The sequence below is a fragment of the Ilyobacter polytropus DSM 2926 genome, assembly GCF_000165505.1.
Classification (GTDB): domain Bacteria; phylum Fusobacteriota; class Fusobacteriia; order Fusobacteriales; family Fusobacteriaceae; genus Ilyobacter; species Ilyobacter polytropus.
On the sequence record NC_014632.1, the window covers coordinates 145,450 to 163,875 of the forward strand.

The 18,426-nt window shown below is 33.1% G+C and carries 15 protein-coding genes; 7 read left to right on the forward strand and 8 right to left on the reverse strand.

Annotation, left to right across the window (positions count from 1 at the left end; translation table 11 throughout):
• Positions 1–13: 13 nt before the first annotated feature.
• The 8 genes from ILYOP_RS00735 to ILYOP_RS00770 all read right to left on the reverse strand — a co-directional run bounded on the left by ILYOP_RS00735 (position 14) and on the right by ILYOP_RS00770 (position 9,485).
• The gene (locus ILYOP_RS00735; RefSeq protein WP_013386596.1) at positions 14–1,531 is read right to left on the reverse strand and encodes an ABC transporter ATP-binding protein; all 1,518 of its coding nucleotides are present in this window, start codon (positions 1,529–1,531) and stop codon (positions 14–16) included.
• A 24-nt stretch (positions 1,532–1,555) separates the two neighbouring features.
• Entirely contained in the window at positions 1,556–2,035 is a 480-nt protein-coding gene (locus ILYOP_RS00740) for a nucleoside deaminase (protein WP_013386597.1), read from the reverse strand.
• A 69-nt stretch (positions 2,036–2,104) separates the two neighbouring features.
• Positions 2,105–3,112: a BMP family protein gene (locus ILYOP_RS00745; protein WP_041921051.1), complete on the reverse strand. Its 1,008-nt coding sequence runs from the start codon at positions 3,110–3,112 to the stop codon at positions 2,105–2,107.
• A gap of 652 nt (positions 3,113–3,764) precedes the next feature.
• Complete coding sequence (locus ILYOP_RS00750) at positions 3,765–4,406, reverse strand: helix-turn-helix transcriptional regulator (protein WP_013386599.1); 642 nt, start codon at positions 4,404–4,406, stop codon at positions 3,765–3,767.
• A gap of 384 nt (positions 4,407–4,790) precedes the next feature.
• Positions 4,791–6,176 carry a short-chain fatty acid transporter gene (locus ILYOP_RS00755; protein WP_013386600.1) on the reverse strand — a complete coding sequence of 462 codons (1,386 nt, stop codon included), beginning with the start codon at positions 6,174–6,176 and terminating at the stop codon, positions 4,791–4,793.
• Positions 6,177–6,276: 100 nt separating this feature from the next.
• Complete coding sequence (locus ILYOP_RS00760) at positions 6,277–7,221, reverse strand: 3-hydroxyacyl-CoA dehydrogenase family protein (protein WP_013386601.1); 945 nt, start codon at positions 7,219–7,221, stop codon at positions 6,277–6,279.
• The gene (locus ILYOP_RS00765; protein WP_013386602.1) at positions 7,221–8,045 is read right to left on the reverse strand and encodes a beta-keto acid cleavage family enzyme; all 825 of its coding nucleotides are present in this window, start codon (positions 8,043–8,045) and stop codon (positions 7,221–7,223) included. The genes ILYOP_RS00760 and ILYOP_RS00765 overlap by 1 nt, the downstream gene beginning before the upstream one ends.
• 498 nt (positions 8,046–8,543) lie before the next feature.
• Positions 8,544–9,485: a LysR family transcriptional regulator gene (locus tag ILYOP_RS00770; RefSeq protein ID WP_013386603.1), complete on the reverse strand. Its 942-nt coding sequence runs from the start codon at positions 9,483–9,485 to the stop codon at positions 8,544–8,546.
• A gap of 318 nt (positions 9,486–9,803) precedes the next feature.
• Here ILYOP_RS00770 and ILYOP_RS00775 point away from each other — a divergent pair, with 318 nt between their 5' ends.
• The 7 genes from ILYOP_RS00775 (at position 9,804) to ILYOP_RS00805 (ending at position 18,422) form a co-directional block, all read left to right on the forward strand.
• Positions 9,804–12,395 (forward strand): efflux RND transporter permease subunit, encoded by a 2,592-nt coding sequence (locus tag ILYOP_RS00775; protein WP_013386604.1) that lies wholly within the window; start codon positions 9,804–9,806, stop codon positions 12,393–12,395.
• A complete protein-coding gene (locus ILYOP_RS00780; protein WP_013386605.1) occupies positions 12,392–13,114 on the forward strand; it encodes an outer membrane lipoprotein-sorting protein in 723 nt (240 codons plus the stop codon). The genes ILYOP_RS00775 and ILYOP_RS00780 overlap by 4 nt, the downstream gene beginning before the upstream one ends.
• Before the next feature lie 12 nt (positions 13,115–13,126).
• Complete coding sequence (locus ILYOP_RS00785) at positions 13,127–14,164, forward strand: hypothetical protein (RefSeq protein WP_013386606.1); 1,038 nt, start codon at positions 13,127–13,129, stop codon at positions 14,162–14,164.
• Positions 14,165–14,790: 626 nt separating this feature from the next.
• Positions 14,791–15,489, forward strand: coding sequence for a lipopolysaccharide core heptose(II) kinase RfaY (locus tag ILYOP_RS00790; RefSeq protein WP_013386607.1), 699 nt, complete (start codon positions 14,791–14,793; stop codon positions 15,487–15,489).
• Between the two features lie 18 nt (positions 15,490–15,507).
• On the forward strand, positions 15,508–16,500 hold the full coding sequence (locus ILYOP_RS00795; RefSeq protein WP_013386608.1) for a glycosyltransferase family 9 protein: 993 nt from the start codon (positions 15,508–15,510) through the stop codon (positions 16,498–16,500).
• Positions 16,501–16,837: 337 nt separating this feature from the next.
• Positions 16,838–17,899: a recombinase RecA gene (gene recA / locus ILYOP_RS00800; protein ID WP_013386609.1), complete on the forward strand. Its 1,062-nt coding sequence runs from the start codon at positions 16,838–16,840 to the stop codon at positions 17,897–17,899.
• Positions 17,871–18,422, forward strand: coding sequence for a regulatory protein RecX (locus ILYOP_RS00805; protein WP_041920975.1), 552 nt, complete (start codon positions 17,871–17,873; stop codon positions 18,420–18,422). The genes recA and ILYOP_RS00805 overlap by 29 nt, the downstream gene beginning before the upstream one ends.
• Positions 18,423–18,426 lie beyond the last annotated feature (4 nt).

Consider the following 18,426-nt stretch of genomic DNA (forward strand, 5'->3'; position numbering starts at 1 on the left):
AAAATTTATCTTTTTACGAAGATACCCCTGCCATTAGTAGTCCAAGTTTTGATTTTGTAACATCTTTTTTGGATAAAACATCTAAGATTTTACCCTCATAAATAACTGCTATTTTGTCACAGATATTTATAAGCTCATCTAACTCTTCTGAGATAACCATAATTGCCATATTTCTGTCTCTGGCTTCAAGAAGCTGATTGTGTACATATTCCGCAGCCCCTATATCAAGTCCTCTTATTGGATAAGCTGCAACTAACATTTTAGGATCTCTTGTTATCTCTCTGGCAAATATTACTTTCTGTATATTCCCTCCTGATAAAGTACCGCATGCAGTATCAATGTCAGGACATTTTATGTTAAATTTTTCTACAAGTCTTTTAGCATTTCCAATAATTCGCTTACGGTTTAAAAAACTAAATTTCGAAAAACTGTCTTTGAAATAATCTTTCATGATTAAATTTTCTTTGATACTAAAACTAGGAATTATTCCCTCGTGATTTCTATCTTCAGGAATATAACCCATATGTTTTTTTATAATTTTCTTTGCTGATAAGTTGGTGATATCCTCATCTTTAAATATTATGTTTCCATTTTTTACTTTTCTAATTCCGTTGATTACTTCAGCAAGCTCTTTTTGACCATTTCCAGAAACACCTGCTATTCCAACTATTTCACCTTCTCTGATAGTTAGAGAAACTCCATTTAGTGCAAAGGTACCTCTGTCTCCTTTTGCCCAAACGTCTTTTAATTCAAGAACAGCCTTTCCAAAGTTTTCTTTTTCTTCACTTACATGAATATGAATATCATGACCTGCCATTTTAGCAGCTAGTTCTTCTTGAGAATGATCGTCTGTTGCACCGTTATAAACCAGCTTACCATTTCTAAGAACAGCTACTTTGTGAGTTACACTTTTAACTTCATTTAGTTTATGACTTATAAATATAATTGAACATCCTTCTTCGGCCATTTTTCTCAACAAAATAAGAAGTTCATCTGTTTCTTGTGGTGTTAGTGCAGCAGTCGGTTCATCTAATATCAGTAGATTGGCACCAAGGCAAAGAGTTTTTACAAGTTCGACTCTTTGTTGTTCGCCGACACTTAGTTGCCAAATAAAAGCATCAGGATTAACAGAAAGATCATATTTATTTGTTATCTCTTTTATTTTTTCTCGGATTTCTTCCAAGTCTAGCTTGATTGTGTTTGTATTTCTGATTCCAAGTGCGATGTTTTCCAAAACGGTAAGGTTCGGAACAAGCATGAAATGCTGATGCACCATACCAATTCCCAGTTTAAATGCAGCTTTTGGAGAATTAATTTTAACTTCTTTATCATTGATTCGAACGACACCTTCATCTTGGTGATAAAGTCCATAGAGGATATTCATAAGAGTAGTTTTTCCTGCACCATTCTCTCCTAATAAAGCTAGAATTTCACCTTGTTTTAATTCGATGCTGACATTATCGCAGGCTAAAACTCCCGGAAATCTTTTGGTTATATTTTTCATTTCTAATTGCTTGATACTTTCTCTCATGTGTTTCCTCCTGTTAATTTAAAATTAATCCCAAAATCCCATATGTGGTTTAACAATTGCCTGTTCTAGTTCAGGTGAGGCTATAGGACCTGTTACTTTGATATTTTTTTGTCCCTTTGCAATAATTTCTCTACAAGGAACATCAAAAGTCGGATTTTTTTCATTACTTCCTGTCAGTTCTAAAAGTTTTTTTTCACTAATCCCATAGACAACATTTCCTATGTTGGCCCAATAAATGGCACCGGTACACATACAGCAAGGCTCTGCCGTTGTATATAACGTAGTTTCCCATAGAAACTCCTTAGAATATTTTTTTCCTGCCAATTTAGCAACTGTAGTTTCAGCATGTCCGGTAATATCTTTTTCAGTTACTTCGATATTTCCCGATTCTATTAAAATATTTCCCTCTTTATCAACAAGAAGTGCCCCAAAGGGGTTATTTCCACTAGCAACTGACTCTTCTGAAATTTCTATACATCTTCTTAAATATTTTTCATGATCCATTTTAGTCTCCCTGATATTATTTTATAGGGGTAGAAAGAGTCTACCCCTATAAATATAAGTTTTATTTTCTTACTTTACTATTGCTTCTACTTTTCTTGAACCAGTTTTAATTTCATCCATTGCAACATTAATTTTTTCAAGTTCTTCACCTGTGAAAATGTCTTTTAATTCATCGTTGAAAGTGAGATCTAACATTTTATTTTCTAGTGTCATATGGAATCCTTCTCCACCTTTAACACCTGCTGCTCTTTTTTCAACAAATTGAGAGATTAAACCTTCGAAAATATATAGCTCACACGCTAATATTGAATTTGGAGCCAAAACAGTTTGATCGATGTTATTTCCAAACCAGTAAATTCCGTCATATTGACTGACAACTTTGATAGCACCAACACTCTGCTGGGAAGTTCCAGTTAAAATATCCGCCCCGGCATTAACATGAGTTCTAGCAATTTCCCCTGCAGCAACTGTATCACCAAAAGAACCGGTATAAGCGATTCTTACGTCAGCTTCAGGGTTAACATATTTAACTCCTTGAATGAAACCACTGTTATATTTAATAGATTCCCCTGCAGCAACTGGTCCGACGATTCCTATGATATTTGTTTTTGTTTTCAATCCCGCAAGCATTCCTAAAAGGAATGACCCTTCATGTGCATCAACATCATAACCAAATACGTTATCAGCTTTAACACCGTAGCCACCATATGCAAAAGAGACTTCAGGGAAATCAGCTGCAACTTCGCTTATTACTGATTCATACTGTGCACCGTGGGCTATGACTATGTCGTAGTCTTCAGATGCATATTCTCTGAGTGCCACACCTGCTTCAATAGGATTTCCTAATCTTTCACTGAATTTTAATTCTACTTTATCTTCTCCAAGTTTTTCTTGGACTGCTTTTGCACCTTCATACATAGCCTGGCTCCAAGCCATATCATCAATAGTACTAGGAAGTATCAGTGCTATTTTGATAGCTTCACTGCTGCTTTCTTCGGCTTTCTTACCACAACCAAAGAAAGTGAATACGCTGACAAACATCAATAACCCCATTATAAATTTTGACAAAAACTTCATCCTTTTCATTTTAAATCCCTCCCTTAAAATTCTTATATATACTACAAACTTTTATATTTAATACGCTTTCTTCTGTTTAATTGAATATTTTATATCTCCTTGTAAACTTACTTGCTAAATCATAATTATAAAAACAAACAAGAATGTTCTATTGTTCAAAACTGTCTGTCACTGTGTAAGTACGAGCCCCTATAAAATATAAGCTTAAATAAAAAAAAGTCGTCTACTCCATTAGAAAATTGACCCTCATTTGATGAAGGAAACTGCTAATAAAAGTAGAGCGACTTGGACATTTTAGGATAAAAAAGAGGGTTGCCCTTTTTCAGTAAAAATACCGTCATTTACTTTAAATTATAAAAATATACATCTGACTAATATAAACCAAATATATAAAATTGCTGATAATAATTTATTATTATAATGATTTTAACTCTTTATTTAAATTATTACAAATATATTATTTAAATATAAACTATTACAGTTTTAATAAAGATGTTGGAATAAAAAGCCTGAAATAATTTTGCTTTGTACAAATGGTTCTTAATAAAAACTTATCAAAATAATTTATAAAAAAAAACAGCGAAAAATAATTATTCGCTGTCAGTTGTTATTTACTCTTATTGCAATTTTTTCAGAAGAGGTATTTATATGATTATTCACTTGTATCTTTAATTTTACTTAGGTATCTATAGATACTAGGCTCTGATATATCTAGAAGTTTGGCTATTTTTTGGACAGTACCCTTAACTAAGAACACTCCCTTTCTGTTAAAATCCTCTATAAGTTTTAATTTTCTATCTAAACTCATTTCAGGATTCTTATCCTTAAACTCATTTATAGTGTTATCTATAATATTTGATGCGATAATTTCGATGCTGTCTAAATCTTTATTTTCACTTTTTCCCATCATATCAAAATTTAACAGTGAATCGACTTTTTCTTTTATTATCTCTAAATCTGAATAATCTGCATTTATTCCAAGTAATCCAATGGTTTTATTGTTTTCATCCTTTATAAAAAAAGTTGAAAATTTAACGGGTTTTCCGGCTTTAGAAAAGCCATCATAGTTAATTATGTAGTCTTGTTCAAAATCTAATTGGTTATTTGAAATTCTGTCACTTATACTGCTTATGGGTCCCCAAAAAGAATCACCTATTTTTCTGGTACTGTTGGCTGAAGCTATAATAGAGCCGTCTAAATTTTCTAAGTCATGAAGAATGATTTCAAAATTTTTACCTAGAACTTTCCCCAAAAACTCTACGATTTGAATATATGGTTTAAGTCTTGTATTCATTATTGTCCCCCTTTTTTCTTTTTATTATCTATAAAAATTAAACATTATAATTAAGCCTAAGATACAAACATCTATATTTTACATTATGAAGAAAATTAAAAGAAATGTCCATAAATTTTAATTTTCTTCATTTTAAAATCCGATTTTTTCAATAGATTTGTATAAAGAATTTGTCTGATTTATCTCAGGATCTCTAAGGTTATAAGTAATGATTAAGAAATTTAAATATTTTTTATTTTATTCTTTTTTTGAGGATGATTTAATTTTAACTACAACAAAAAAAGACTCTCTAGAATATCTATTCTAGAGAGTCTGCATATTGAGTTTCAGGAAATGTACACAGGGTGTTTATCAACTGTTTTTTGTGATTAGGAAAATAGCGATTTACAGTATTGATGGTAAAATAAGTAAGCCTACAGAAGTTACAATTGCCCATACAAACCAGATAAAGGCCATGAATCCCCAAACACTTTTAAGTTTCATTCCAACTAATGATAATGCTGGTATAACGTATAGAGGCTGAATCAGGTTAGTTGCTTCATCCCCTAAGATAAATGCATTTACTATTGTAGGCATATGTGCTCCCACTGATTTACCTGCTTCTACTAAAATCGGACCTTGTATAATCCACTGTCCACCTTGAGATGGTACAAATAGATTTACTACTGATGCTGATAAATATGCAAATAAAGGCATAGTATTAGGTGTAGCAATTGAAATCATTGCATTGGCCACTATAGTAGCTAAGCCTGATACTGCCATAAGACCCATTATACCACTGTAAAATGGAAATTGAATCATTACAGGTGCAGCAGATTTAATTGAATCGGAAAAAGCTCCTGTAAACTTTGTAGGTGTCTTATATAAAAATACATTTAATACTAAGAACATAAATATTACAAAGTTAAAGTTTAAAGAATTTAAGAAACCTTTTGAAAATATAGATGTTGCTATAACAATTAAACCAGCTATTCCCAATAAAAACATGATAAATTTATTGTTATTCATTTTATCTGCCGGAGTCATCTCAGATTCAACGGTTTTTTCTTCAGCTACTGCTGCATCTAAATCTCCCTCAAAGCTAACTACTTCATCAGCTGGTGCCTTAGTTAAAATAACTATCCCTATTGTAACTGCGGCAATTATGAAGAATAATATTGTATTTATAGGGTTATAAGTTGTCATACTCTGTGGCATAACTCCTAGCTGATCAACTAGAAAATGGTCCTTACCGGCTAGTAGTGCGTATGCGGATGCACTAGGACACCATGATTGACCCAATAACATAGTGGAATATCCTGCTGCTATAAGCAGCGGGAAATGTAAACCCTTTACATTTTTAGACAGTTGTCTTGCAAATATTGGTGTAAGGATTAGTGAGAATGACCAGTTTATAACTGATGAAGCCAGTCCAAATATTAAAAGCATAACAATGGCCATATTACGTGTTTTGGCAATCTTGGATATTTTTTCCAGTCCAGCACTGATTTGTGGAGATTTGGCCGCCGCCCCACAGACTATAACCATTAAAGACATTTGAAAAGCAAAGCCGTTCATGGCCCATATCTTTCCATACCAACCATTTATCAAATCAATTGGAGAACTTCCTGCTACCATACCAAAAACAAAGATTACAAGTGTCAATATTACACAAAACACAAATGAATCAGGTATTACTTTATCTGCTGCAAATTGAAATTTTTTGGAAAATCTCCAGAGAAATGAACCCTTATCACTGCTTAGCGATATTTCTTGAGTGTTATTAGACATTTTATCCCCCCTTATATCATTCTTTAAAATTTTTACGATGACCCAATTCCCAATTTACCATCATGAATTTATTCAAGTTACATATTTTTTAGGGATCTTCTTAAATATAATCTTTAGAGACTTTTAGTTGCTTTAATAATTTTATGGTGTAAGCTTCTTTAGCTGTCTTGGCTGCCTCAGTACCTTCGTATTTATAAAAACCTTCTCCAGATTTAAGTCCAAGCTTTCCTTCTTCCACCTTCTTTTCTAGCAATGGATTAGCCTTTTGTGTATTATCCATTACGGCTAGGAGGTTGTCCCCTACTATTTTCCAGATATCAAGTCCTCCGAAATCTGCTATCTCCAACTGCCCAGTACTGCAGTATCTAAATGCAGGACCAAATTTTAATGCTCTGTCTATATCGGCAGGCTCTGCTACTTCCATCTCTATTAGTGAAAATACCTCTCTTGCCACTGCCTGCTGTATTCTGTTGGCAACTAAACCATCGACTTCTTTGAGTACCTTGACTATCTGTTTGCCTATTGATTTGTAAAGTTTTTCCACTTTATCATAGGTCTCTTGTGAGGTGTCGCCAAAGAATGTGAGCTCGGCAATGGGCATGATATGTGGAGGGTTGTACCAGTGATTTATTATGCAGTTTTTCTTTCTCTTTTCTGATGCCTCAGAGACCATATCTGAAAGTTTAAGACTAGAAGTGTTTGAAGCAAATATGGCTTCAGCAGGAGCTAATTTATCAAGTTTCTTGAAAAGTTCCTTTTTTATATCCAGTCTTTCTAAAACAGACTCTATGATATAGTCTGCCTCTTTTGCTGCCGATTCTAGGTCTTCACATAGAGTTATTCTGCCGATTATTTCATCTATTTCATCTGATTTTATTACTTTTTCGCTGGCAAGAATCAAAAGCTCTTCTCTGATTGCTGCTATGGCCTTCGTAAGTGCTTCTGCAGACAAATCAAATAAATTTACGTTATATCCATGAATGGCAAAGGCTTCAGCTATACCATGTCCCATAGTACCTGCCCCAACTACAGTTATATTTTTCATTATGCCTCCTTCTTTAGACCCAGTATCTCTCTGGCCTCATCAGGTGTAGCTACTTTATTTCCAAATTCTTCTACTATTCTGGCTGCTCTTTCTACAAGTTGTCTGTTAGATTTTGCCAGCTCGTTTTTTGAATACATAACATTGTCTTCTAATCCTACTCTAACGTGGCCACCCATAGCAAGAGAAGTCAATAATATAGGAAGATGACCTTTACCTATACCTAATGCCGACCATGTAGACCCTTCAGGTATTAGGCTTTTTAGGTAGACTAAGTTTTCTACAGTAGCAGTACTTCCTCCTGCTGCTCCTAATACAAATTGATAGTGGATGGGAGCTTTTAAAATTCCTTTTTTAAGATAATATAATGAGTTGTATACCATACCGGCATCAAATATTTCTATTTCAGGCTTTACATTACACTCCTGCATAGTAGTTCCCAATTCCTCTAAAAATTGAGGAGAGTTGATAAATAATCCTGAATGACCCCAGTTCATACTACCACAGTCATAAGATGCCATGTCAGGTCTTAGTTCTTTAAGGTGTGCCTGTCTTGTTTCATCTGTGGCATTTAGGTCTCCAGATGTAGTCATGTTTATTATTATGTCGCATTTTTCTTTTATGAGTGCTGCAGTTTCTTTAAATTTTTCTTTGTCCATTGTTCCTTTACCCTCTTCATCACGCATATGTAAATGAGCTACTGCTGCACCTGCTTTATAGCAATCATATACATCGTTTGCTATCTCCTGTGGAGTTAAGGGAACATTTGGATTATCTTTTTTTGTTGGCCATGCTCCAGTTGTTGCTACGGTAATAATAGTTTTCATTTAAATAACCTCCTGTGTATCTTTTGTGGTTTTAATGTTCTTTTTATTTACATGTGATTAAAAATCATTACGTAAATCTATTTCTATTTAATTATTACAACGAAATTTTCGATATGTCAATAAAAATTGCATCGTTTTTTTCGATGGGTTGGATAATTTTTTAAAAAAGATAGTGATAACTAGGAATTCTGAGTGATTAAAAAAAGAATTAATAAATAACTAAATTTGTAATTTGAAAAAATCTTATAAATTTACTACTTTAATCTGAATGGAAACAGTAAATTATGTTAAATAAAAAAAAGACTATCAATTTTTTCGATAGTCTTTTTTCTGGATAAATTATTTTTTATATCTTCTCTTAATAAGTTTTGGTTTAATCTTTTATTTGGTGGTGTGTCATGTCAAACGCACCAATTCACTTTTTCCCATGGCGAATATGGGTTACAAAGATATACTTTTAAGCCTAATTCCTTTTTAATTTCTGTGAAGGTGAATTTTTTATTTCTCATAATTATTTCTAGATTCAATGTTTTCTTCTCTCATTGAAGTCATGATTATTTTAGAGAATATCTTTGTTGCTTTGGAGACATAGCCTGACGCTGGATAAGCCAAAGCCAAAGAACGATAAAGTCCTTCTGGACCGATTGAATAATACTCTAAGTCCTTATTTTTATAGGTATACAGTTCGGGCATAAGTGTTGTTCCAACACCGACCTTGACTAGGCTTAAGACGGTATTAAAACTGTTTTTAGTATTGCTTATTCTTAAGTTTTCTCTATATTCTTTTTTAACCTTGTCAAAAAATTCACTCATTATTAGACTTGAAACATTAAAGGTCAAAAATGGCAAATCTTTTACTTCATCTAGATCGATCCAAGGTTTTCCGGTTTTTCCGGCAGTTTTAGCTATTTTATTTAACCCGAATGATTTATGGGCACACAGCAGAACCTCTTCTTTGAATATCAGGTCATATTTTAATTTACTGTTTGCCAAAGGCAAACTTACCAGGGCGACGTCTACTTTTTCATGTAATAAAAGAGATTCCTGGTATGCTATATCAGCCTCTATAATCTCCACATCTATATTTTCATATTTTTCTTTAAACTTTGGAAGCACCTGAGGTAATAAATAAGGGGCCTTAGGTGAGGAAATTGAAAATATTACCTTACCTCTTTTAAGGTTAGATACATCGGCTATTTCGTTTGAAAGTTTTTTCTTTATGTTTAAAATAGAATCAGCTGCCTTTAAGTATAGTTCCCCCTCATAGGTTGGTCTGAGTCCACCATTGGACCGAATAAATATTTCGTATCCTATTTGCTTTTCGTAATTTTTTAAAAAATGGCTGAGAGAGGACTGGGCCATAGAAAGTTTTTTAGCGGCTTTTGAGATACTTCCGCATTCATTTATCTCGGTGACGTAATTGAGTTCTTTGAGTTCCATTCGATCCCTCCAAAAAAATTATTGTATTTGATGATGTATATCTTTCAACAATAAGCGATATTTATCAACATCATACACTTAAATTTAATATATAACAATGATCAATTTAAAGATTGATTGTAATTCTTTAAAATTCTAAATAGTTATAAACTGTCTTATCAGAACAAAAGGATAAGTTAGATAACAGCAAATATTAAGGTAAGAACTGAATTCAGAGTAAAGTTAATTGACGATAAAGTTTTTTTAAAATTTTTTTATTTTTTTGAAGTTGTTTCTATATCTTATAAGAGTAAAATTGTAAATTTTAGGAGTGGTTTTGTGTTGGTAAAAATAGGAAAATTTGTTCAGAAATTTCATAAGATAATTTTGTCTGTTTCTTTAGCAGTCACTTTTATTATGCTGTTTTTTATGAGCCAACTTCAGATGAATATGCAGTTTACAGATCTTCTTCCAAAGACCGAAAAAACTGTCATATCATATAAAAATGCCATGAAGAACTTTGATACGTTAGATTCTATAGTTGTAGCAGTAAAAGGCCGAGAGGAAGATATAAAAAACTTTTTAGAAAAAGGTGCCAGAGATATAGAAAAGATAGATGGAGTCAAAACAGTAAGCTATGAAAATCAGGTAAATTTTATGGAAAAAAACATTTTTCTTCTGATGAAAGAGAAAGATTTGAAAAATAGAGAAGATGCTCTGACTGCAGCTAATCTCAAAGATTTTTTTTACGGAGTAAATGAGGGGTTTGAAAAGGAATATATTCAGGAATCTCAAAGTGGGAAAATAGATAAAGACAGGATAAAAATCTTAAATTTTCTGAATTTTTTAGAAGAGATAATTTTAAAAATAAAGAAAAACAAAATAAGTCCGGAAGATGGAAAAAGATTTGTGAGAGGTGAAAGATATATTGTATCTCCAGATAAAAGTATGGGTTTACTGGTGGTGAAGTCCGCAGTGAGTATAGATGATTTTGAAAATGTCATAAAAACTGTGAATTCCCTGGAAGAATATTTTCAGAAAGAGTCTAAAAAATACAATGTAGAAATTGAAATGACAGGTCTTCAGGTGCTATCAAGAGATGAAATGGTGATATCACAGAGAGACATGGAAATTTCTAGTCTTTTATCTTTGATGCTGGTTCTTGGAATATTTATTTTTAGCTTTAAAATAATAAGATATTCTCTGCTGGCTCTTGTACCTCTTATCACTGGAATCATCTGGACAATGGGGCTGACTTATCTCATCATAGGAACACTCAATATGATGACTGCCATGATGGGAGCCATATTGATAGGCTTGGGAATAGATTATTCTATACATATAATATCGGTATTTCTACAAGAGAGAAACAAAGGAATGAATATAGAAAATTCTGTATCTGCCATTTATTCTAAGGTGATGAGAGGAGTGACCACAGGAGCAGGAACCACAGCTGTAGGTTTTTTTATGTTTGTGTTTAGTGATTTTCCAGGGTTTCGAGAGTTTGGACTGGTTCTGGGACTGGGGATAATATGCACGCTGATATCGTCGGTTTTTTTACTTCCATCTTTACTCATAATTTTTGGCAGAAAAACAGGTATAAAAAAACCTAAGAACAGCCAGTTACTAGAAAAAAGTCAATACTTTCTCATAGGTAGAAAAAAAAGTTCTTTCATCATAATTATTCTTATACTAATAGTAATAGGATCAAAGGCAGGCAAGGTGGAATTTGAAAATGATATGTTGAAAATAGAACCTAAAAATCTTCAGAGTGTGGCCTTGAACAGGGAAATTATAGATAAATTTGATTTTAGTTCTGACAGCACTATCATTGTGTCTGAAAATTTAGAAAAAGCACAAAAGATTTATGACAAGGCAGACAAACTGAAAAGTATAGGAGTGATATCTTCAGTTGTATCGTATCTTCCATCTGAAGAAAAGCAGATAAAAAGAATAGAAGCCGGAAAGAAAATAAAAGAAAAAACCGGCATAGTTCCAGAAAATGAAATCTATGCAGAAGAACTGACAGAAGAGCTTGTGAGACTTGAAAATAACCTTATAGAGTTAGGGGACTTGTCTTATATCGGAGGAGAGGAAGATATAAGACAAAAGTGTGACAAAATATTAGAGGAGGGGATTATAAGTGAACTAGCTGAAAACATGGATATCTACAAGAAAAACCTTGAAGAATCTCAGAAAATATTTATAGGGGAGTTGCAGAGTATAATAAGAAAAAGTAATACTGAAAAAATAATAAATCTGAAAGATCTTCCAGATAAAATAAAAGATGAGTTTGTAGGAAAAAACAAAACATATATAAGCACCTTTTATCCAAAGGAAGACATATGGAAATCTGATTTTCAGAAAATATACATGAAGGAGATAGATACCTTAGGTGAAAATACAACTGGGAGTGTCAAAATATTTCTCAAGGTAATAGAGATATCTGCAACAGAGGGAAGAAAAATTCTTATTCTGACTTTGGCAGCCATATATTTTGTGTTGGTAGCAGACTTTAGAAGTCTGAAATATGCCACTGCTGCCATTCTTCCAATGACTTTTTCGGTGTTTGGAACTCTAGGGATAATGGGTTGGACAGGATTTAAATTTGACATGGTCAACATAATAGGGATACCGCTGATAATAGGTATAGGGGTGGACGACGGAGTTCATATTATACACAGATACCTTGTGGATAAAAATTTATTTGTGGCACTAAAAAGCACTGGAAAGTCTGTAACTTTAACAACAATTACAACAGTAGCAGCTTTCGGGACTTTGATGTTAGCAAGGTATAGGGGCTTTGTTCATTTTGGGATACTTCTAACTATAGGGGTTCTGTTTGCTTATCTTCTAACTATGAGCTTACTTGTGAGTCTTATCTCCATATTAGACCGAATAGAAAAAAAATCGGAAGGTGATAAATTATGAAAAAAATATCGGTGATTTTTTTTATGCTGATTAATATATGTGCTTTTTCGAAAGATGCCTCGGAGATACTAAAAAAAATGGAGGATGCTCAAAACTATACAACTTCAAAGGGTGAGTATCTTATGGTTATAGAAAATAAGGGTAAAAAAATAACATTGGGATTTGAAGGCTATCATAAAAAATCTCAGGAAGACCTCCAGCTCATGAGATTTACTTTTCCACCTAGAATAGAAGATACTGCAATTCTTATAAAAGATGAAAATATATGGTACTACAACAAGAGAAGCAACAGGGTGAGGCTCTTATCAAAAAACGCAAAAAAAGGAAGTATGATGGGATCTAGTTTTAGCTATGACGACCTCAACATAGATTATGTGGATGATTTTACAGGGGAAATAATAGAAGAAACAGAGAATTATTATATGCTGAAAGTCTATCCTGTGGATAAGGATAGAAGTTATAAATATATATTGGCAAAAGTGAGAAAAGATAATTATATAGAGGAAAGTCTAGAGTATTATGACGATAATGAAATAAAATATAAGTTTATGACCACTCAGGATGTGAAGCTGGTAAAAAAAAGATGGGTTCCTTTGAAATTGACTATGACAGATCTCATAAGTGGTAAGGTGACTTATATAGAAACAGAGGAAAAAAGCCTGGATTTTGATTTTTTTATTGAGGACTCCAAATTTTCCGAGAAAAACTTAAAAAAATAAGAGGTGATAAAAATGAAGGTATTTGGATTTGTCCTTATTTTTTTAAGTATCACATATACTGTGTTTTCTATGGAATTGGTTACAGAATTAAAATATCAGGGATTTGATACTGAAAAAATAGATTTTGATGATGAGGCACTAGGCAGGGTGACACTAAAGGACAATTCCAATGAAAATTATTCGTTTTTTATTGAGTATGTATTTGGAGACGGAACAGACAGGGTGGACGCCGGTCAGATTAAAATTATGAAAAATAATATGGATTTTGAAATAGGACGCAACAGAATAGGCTGGGGCTCTGGTTACAATCTAAATCCAACAGATATATTTAATGATATCCCAGTGGGAAGTGCCTATGATCCTACTTATGTAAAAAACGGAAGAGACAGCATTATAGGCACCTATTACACAGAAAACAGTTCTATCCAGGGGATATATGCCATAAAAGATGATTCTGAGAAAGATGAGGATTACGGAATAAAGTATAAAACCAGCTTCTCAGAATATGATTTAGACGCAGTTTATATACACAAGGGGAATAGAAGTGCAGTTTGGGGAGAAGAGGAGAAAGATGATATTATAGGGGGAGATATTAGTACTAGCATACCTGACTTAAATTATGGTGTTTGGATAGAGGCGGCCTATTATTTGGATAAAAGGGATCTAGTTTATATAATAGGAATTGATAATTATTTTGGTGAGAAATACCGAGTGATGTTTGAATATCTTTATTACGGTCTTGGTGAAGACAAGAAAGGAAATTATAATGTCAGCAGGATATTGGCAGGATTCCCTGAAGGAAAAAGCTACCTTATGCCGTCTATTACCTATGAATATTCAGAAAAAATATCTGTGACAGGATACTGCTATATAAATACCGAGGATTCTAGTTATCTTCTAGGTACTACAATAAGCTACCTCTATACTGACCATATAGATATAAATCTCATGCCTTTTTATGCAGATGGGAAAACTGGAAGTGAGTACGGTGTCCTTGGAGAGAGTTTCGGGAATATAGGGGTTAGTTTTGTAATGAGAGTGGTATTTTAAGTCAGAATTTTTTGAACAAATTACTGAATTTATAAGAATATTAGAGTCAAAGGATTTTGTCACGAATGAAAACCTATAAAATTCAAAAAAATTAACACGAATAAGGATAAAACCTTTTGACCACAGAGGGCACAGAGAAAAAGAGAGAGTTTCACAGAGTGAAAATAAAAATATTTTAATTTTTAAACTACTTTCCCCTTTAAAAAATGCCGTTAAGAAATCATCTTGTGAAATCCACTTTCATTGAAATAAGGAGGTTTACCGACTATATTTCAATAGAAAGTTAGTTCAGAAGTGATTTGACTTAGAAAATAATGAGTGGAACGAATATATTTTCTAGTTCTTGTAAAATTTATTTTTACAAGTTTCATTAGTTTTAATTGGGGTGCCTTTTCTTTGGTTACTTTCTTTGGGCAAGCAAAGAAAGTAACACAGGTTTTTGGAGAAATTCAATACTTTAAATTTACTTATTTCAAATATCAGCTTTAATAATTTATTTTCTCTTCTAAAAGTTTGGAGTTTTTAAAACTTAATGAAAGAGAGGTTTAATTGAAAAAAATATATAAAAGTGATAAAATAGAGTGTGAAATTTATAAAATATTTTATGGAAAAGTGGTTAATAACTTATGGATAAAATAAAAAAAGGCAAGGTAAGCATATATCTTCAAGATGATAAATATAGAGGACTTGCAGAAGTGATTCTCCAGGGAGACTACAAGGTGATCAAAGTCTTGAAAAATGATCAGAGGAGCAGGGTAAAGCTTATAGAGTATGAGCAGGAAAAACTTGTTCTTAAAATCCCCCTTGAGAAAAACAGAAGACGATGGCAACGGTTTTTATCTGCATTTCGTGGAAGTTCGTCTAAAAGAGAGTATGAAAATTGTTTGAAAATTCTGTCTGAGGGATTTTTGGGTGCAAAACCTGTTTTAGTAATAGATAAAAAAATAGGGCCTTTTGTCAAAGAGTCGTGTTTTGTATCAAATTTTATAGAGGGACAGGAAGGAAATTTTCAGCATCTGAAAGAGATAGGAGAAGAGCTTAATAAAATCCATAATGCAGGCTACCTTCACGGAGATTCACAACTTGTGAATTTTATGGTTTCTAATGAAGAAATATACCTAATAGACTGTAAGCTTCAAAAGAATATATTTGGAAAGTTCGGGAGCAGGTATGAATTTATATATTTAGAGGAGAGCTGTCCTAAAAAAATAGATATATACAGAAAAGATGATCTATACTATAGAGGAGCGAAACTTTTAAATAGCTATCTTCACTGGTGGGGAAGAACCAGAAAAAAATTAAAAGGCAAAGAATTGACAAAATGAGCAAAAGAGGAGAAAACGTTGAGGGTATTGGTAATAAGACTCAGTTCTATAGGGGATATAATCCTTACCACTCCTGTATTAAAGGAGTTTAAGAAAAAATATCCAGACGCAGTGGTTGATTTTATGGTACTGGATAAATTTAAAGATTCTATAGAAGGGTGTCCCTATGTGGACAACCTTATTATTTTTAACAAAAAAGAGCACAGAGGGATAAAAGGGCTTAAGAAATTTTCTGACAGCATAAAGGATAATGGGTATGATTATGTATTTGATCTCCATTCTAAACTGAGGTCTGTTGCTATCTCTATTTTTATAGGGACTAAAACCTTGAGATACAGGAAAAGAGCTCTCTGGAAGACCCTTCTTGTAAAGGCGAGGTTAATAAAATACAGTGCAGACGATACCATTGTAAAAAATTATTTTGGAGCATTGAAAAAGCTGGGGGTAGAATATAAGGGAGAAGATTTAAATTTCACCTTTTCTGAAAAAGATATAAAAGCAGTTTCAGAATATAAAGATTTTGTGGTTTTTGCTCCTGGTGCATCTAAAAATACAAAAAAATGGACTACAGAGGGCTTTGGAAATCTAGCAAGACTGCTGAGGGAAAAATATGGTAAAAAAATAGCACTTATCGGTGGAGCTGGTGACAAAGAAATATGTGAAGAGATAAATTCTATAAGTCATGAAAGCTGTGTTAATCTGGCTGGAAAGCTTTCTTTAAAAGAAAGTGGTGCCCTTTTGTCAGAGTCTGATTTTCTTGTTACAAATGATTCAGGGCCATTTCATATCTCGAGAGGGGTAAAGAAAAAAGCCTTTGTAATCTTTGGGCCTACTGATCCAAAGATGTTTGAGTATGATCAGTACGGGGTACTGGTATACAGAGATGAACCTTGTTCTCCATGCAGCTTACACGGTGATAAAATCTGTCCAAAGAAACACTTTAACTGCATGAAAAATCTAAAAGCTGAAGATGTATTGAAAATAATAGAAAAAAATATGGGATGGTGCTAACCGTCCATTTTTTTTTAAAACTTTGTTTCCAATGATTATTTGATTATACAAAATCTGATTAAAAAGGAAAATTAACTTTGAAGAATATAAATACTTTGTGAGAAAATTTAATTTTTTTAAATATTAATATCTGGAATTATTTATTTTTGAAAAAACTTAAAAAAGGACGAAAAAAGAAAAATAACGAATCAAATGCTTAAATTCAATGTGAAAGACAAAGTTAATTTCATGTAATTAGCTATAGTTGGATTTAGAAGGGAGTAGCTTATCTGCTATAATCTGATTAAGATGTAAAAAGTATAGGAAAATAAATATTGAATCAAAAGAGGGGGATAGAATGGCGAAGGCAAAAAAAGAGATAGCTGACAAAGATAAGGCACTAGAAGTTGCGATGAAACAGATTCAAAAGGATTTTGGAGAAGGCTCAATAATGAAACTCGGGGCCAATACTCACATGAACGTAGAGACAATATCAACAGGAAGTATAGGTATAGATATGGCTCTTGGACTAGGTGGCGTACCTAGAGGAAGAGTGGTTGAGATATACGGTGCAGAGAGCTGCGGAAAGACAACTGTAGCACTTCATATAGTAGCAGAAGCACAAAAAAAAGGTGGTATAGCAGCATTTATAGATGCAGAACATGCTTTGGATCCGGCTTATGCAAGGGCTCTAGGAGTAGACGTAGATGAGCTACTTATATCACAGCCTGACAACGGAGAACAGGCTTTGGAAATCGGGGATATGCTAGTAAGATCCGGAGCTGTAGACGTAATAGTAGTAGACTCTGTGGCTGCCCTTGTACCAAAATCAGAGATAGAGGGAGAGATGGGAGATCAGCAGATGGGTCTTCAGGCCAGACTTATGTCTAAGGCTTTGAGAAAACTTACAGGAAGTCTAAATAAATCAAAGACAACAATGATATTCATAAACCAAATAAGAGAAAAAATCGGAGGATTCGGATTTGGACCTCAGACAACAACTACAGGTGGAAGAGCACTTAAATTTTACTCATCTGTAAGAATGGAGATAAAAAGAATAGGTAGTGTGAAGCAGGGGGATAATGTAATAGGAAATGAGACCTCAATCAAGATAACAAAGAATAAGATAGCTCCTCCTTTTAAAGAGGCTAAATTTCAGATCATGTATGGAAAGGGTATCTCAAGAGCCGGAGAGATATTGGATATGGCTATAGACAATGATATAGTTTCAAAATCAGGAGCATGGTTTAGTTATGGTGATATAAGGCTAGGACAGGGTAAAGAAAATGTAAAATTGAGACTGGAAGAGGAAAAAGATCTTCTAGGACAGATAGAGAGTGATTTAAACAAAATTCTTTTTCCCGAGGCTGAAGTAAGTGAAAAGGCAGAAAATGAAGATACTGAATCTAAAGAGAAATAAATTATATTTAGAGGACAATGAAATAATAGATGTAAGTCCTGATATAATTTATGAGATGAAGCTCTCTGGAAAAGAAGAACTGAGTATAGAGGAATATAAAAGGGTAGTCTATCTGGCTGCCCTTTCAAAGTCCTACTATTTATTATCTAGAAGAGATCATACTTCTAAGGAGTTAGAGAAAAAACTCCGAATGAAATTCCGGGAAAAAGAGATAATAAAAATAGTAATTTCGGTGATAGAGGAAAAAGGTTATATAGACGACTATTCCTATGCAAAATCCTTTATTGAAAAAAGCAAAGAAGGAAGAAAAAAAATAGAATATGATTTAAGGTTAAGGGGAATAAATTCTGAAATTATAAGAGAAGCATTTGAAGAAGAGGGTAACAAAGAGGTTCCTAAGATAAAAAGGCTTTTGCATAAAATAAGTGGAAAGCCCTATGATAAGAAAATAAACTACCTTTTGAGAAAGGGCTTTGATTATGAAAATATAAAAAGAGCTCTAAACAATGAGGATGAAGAATAACTTT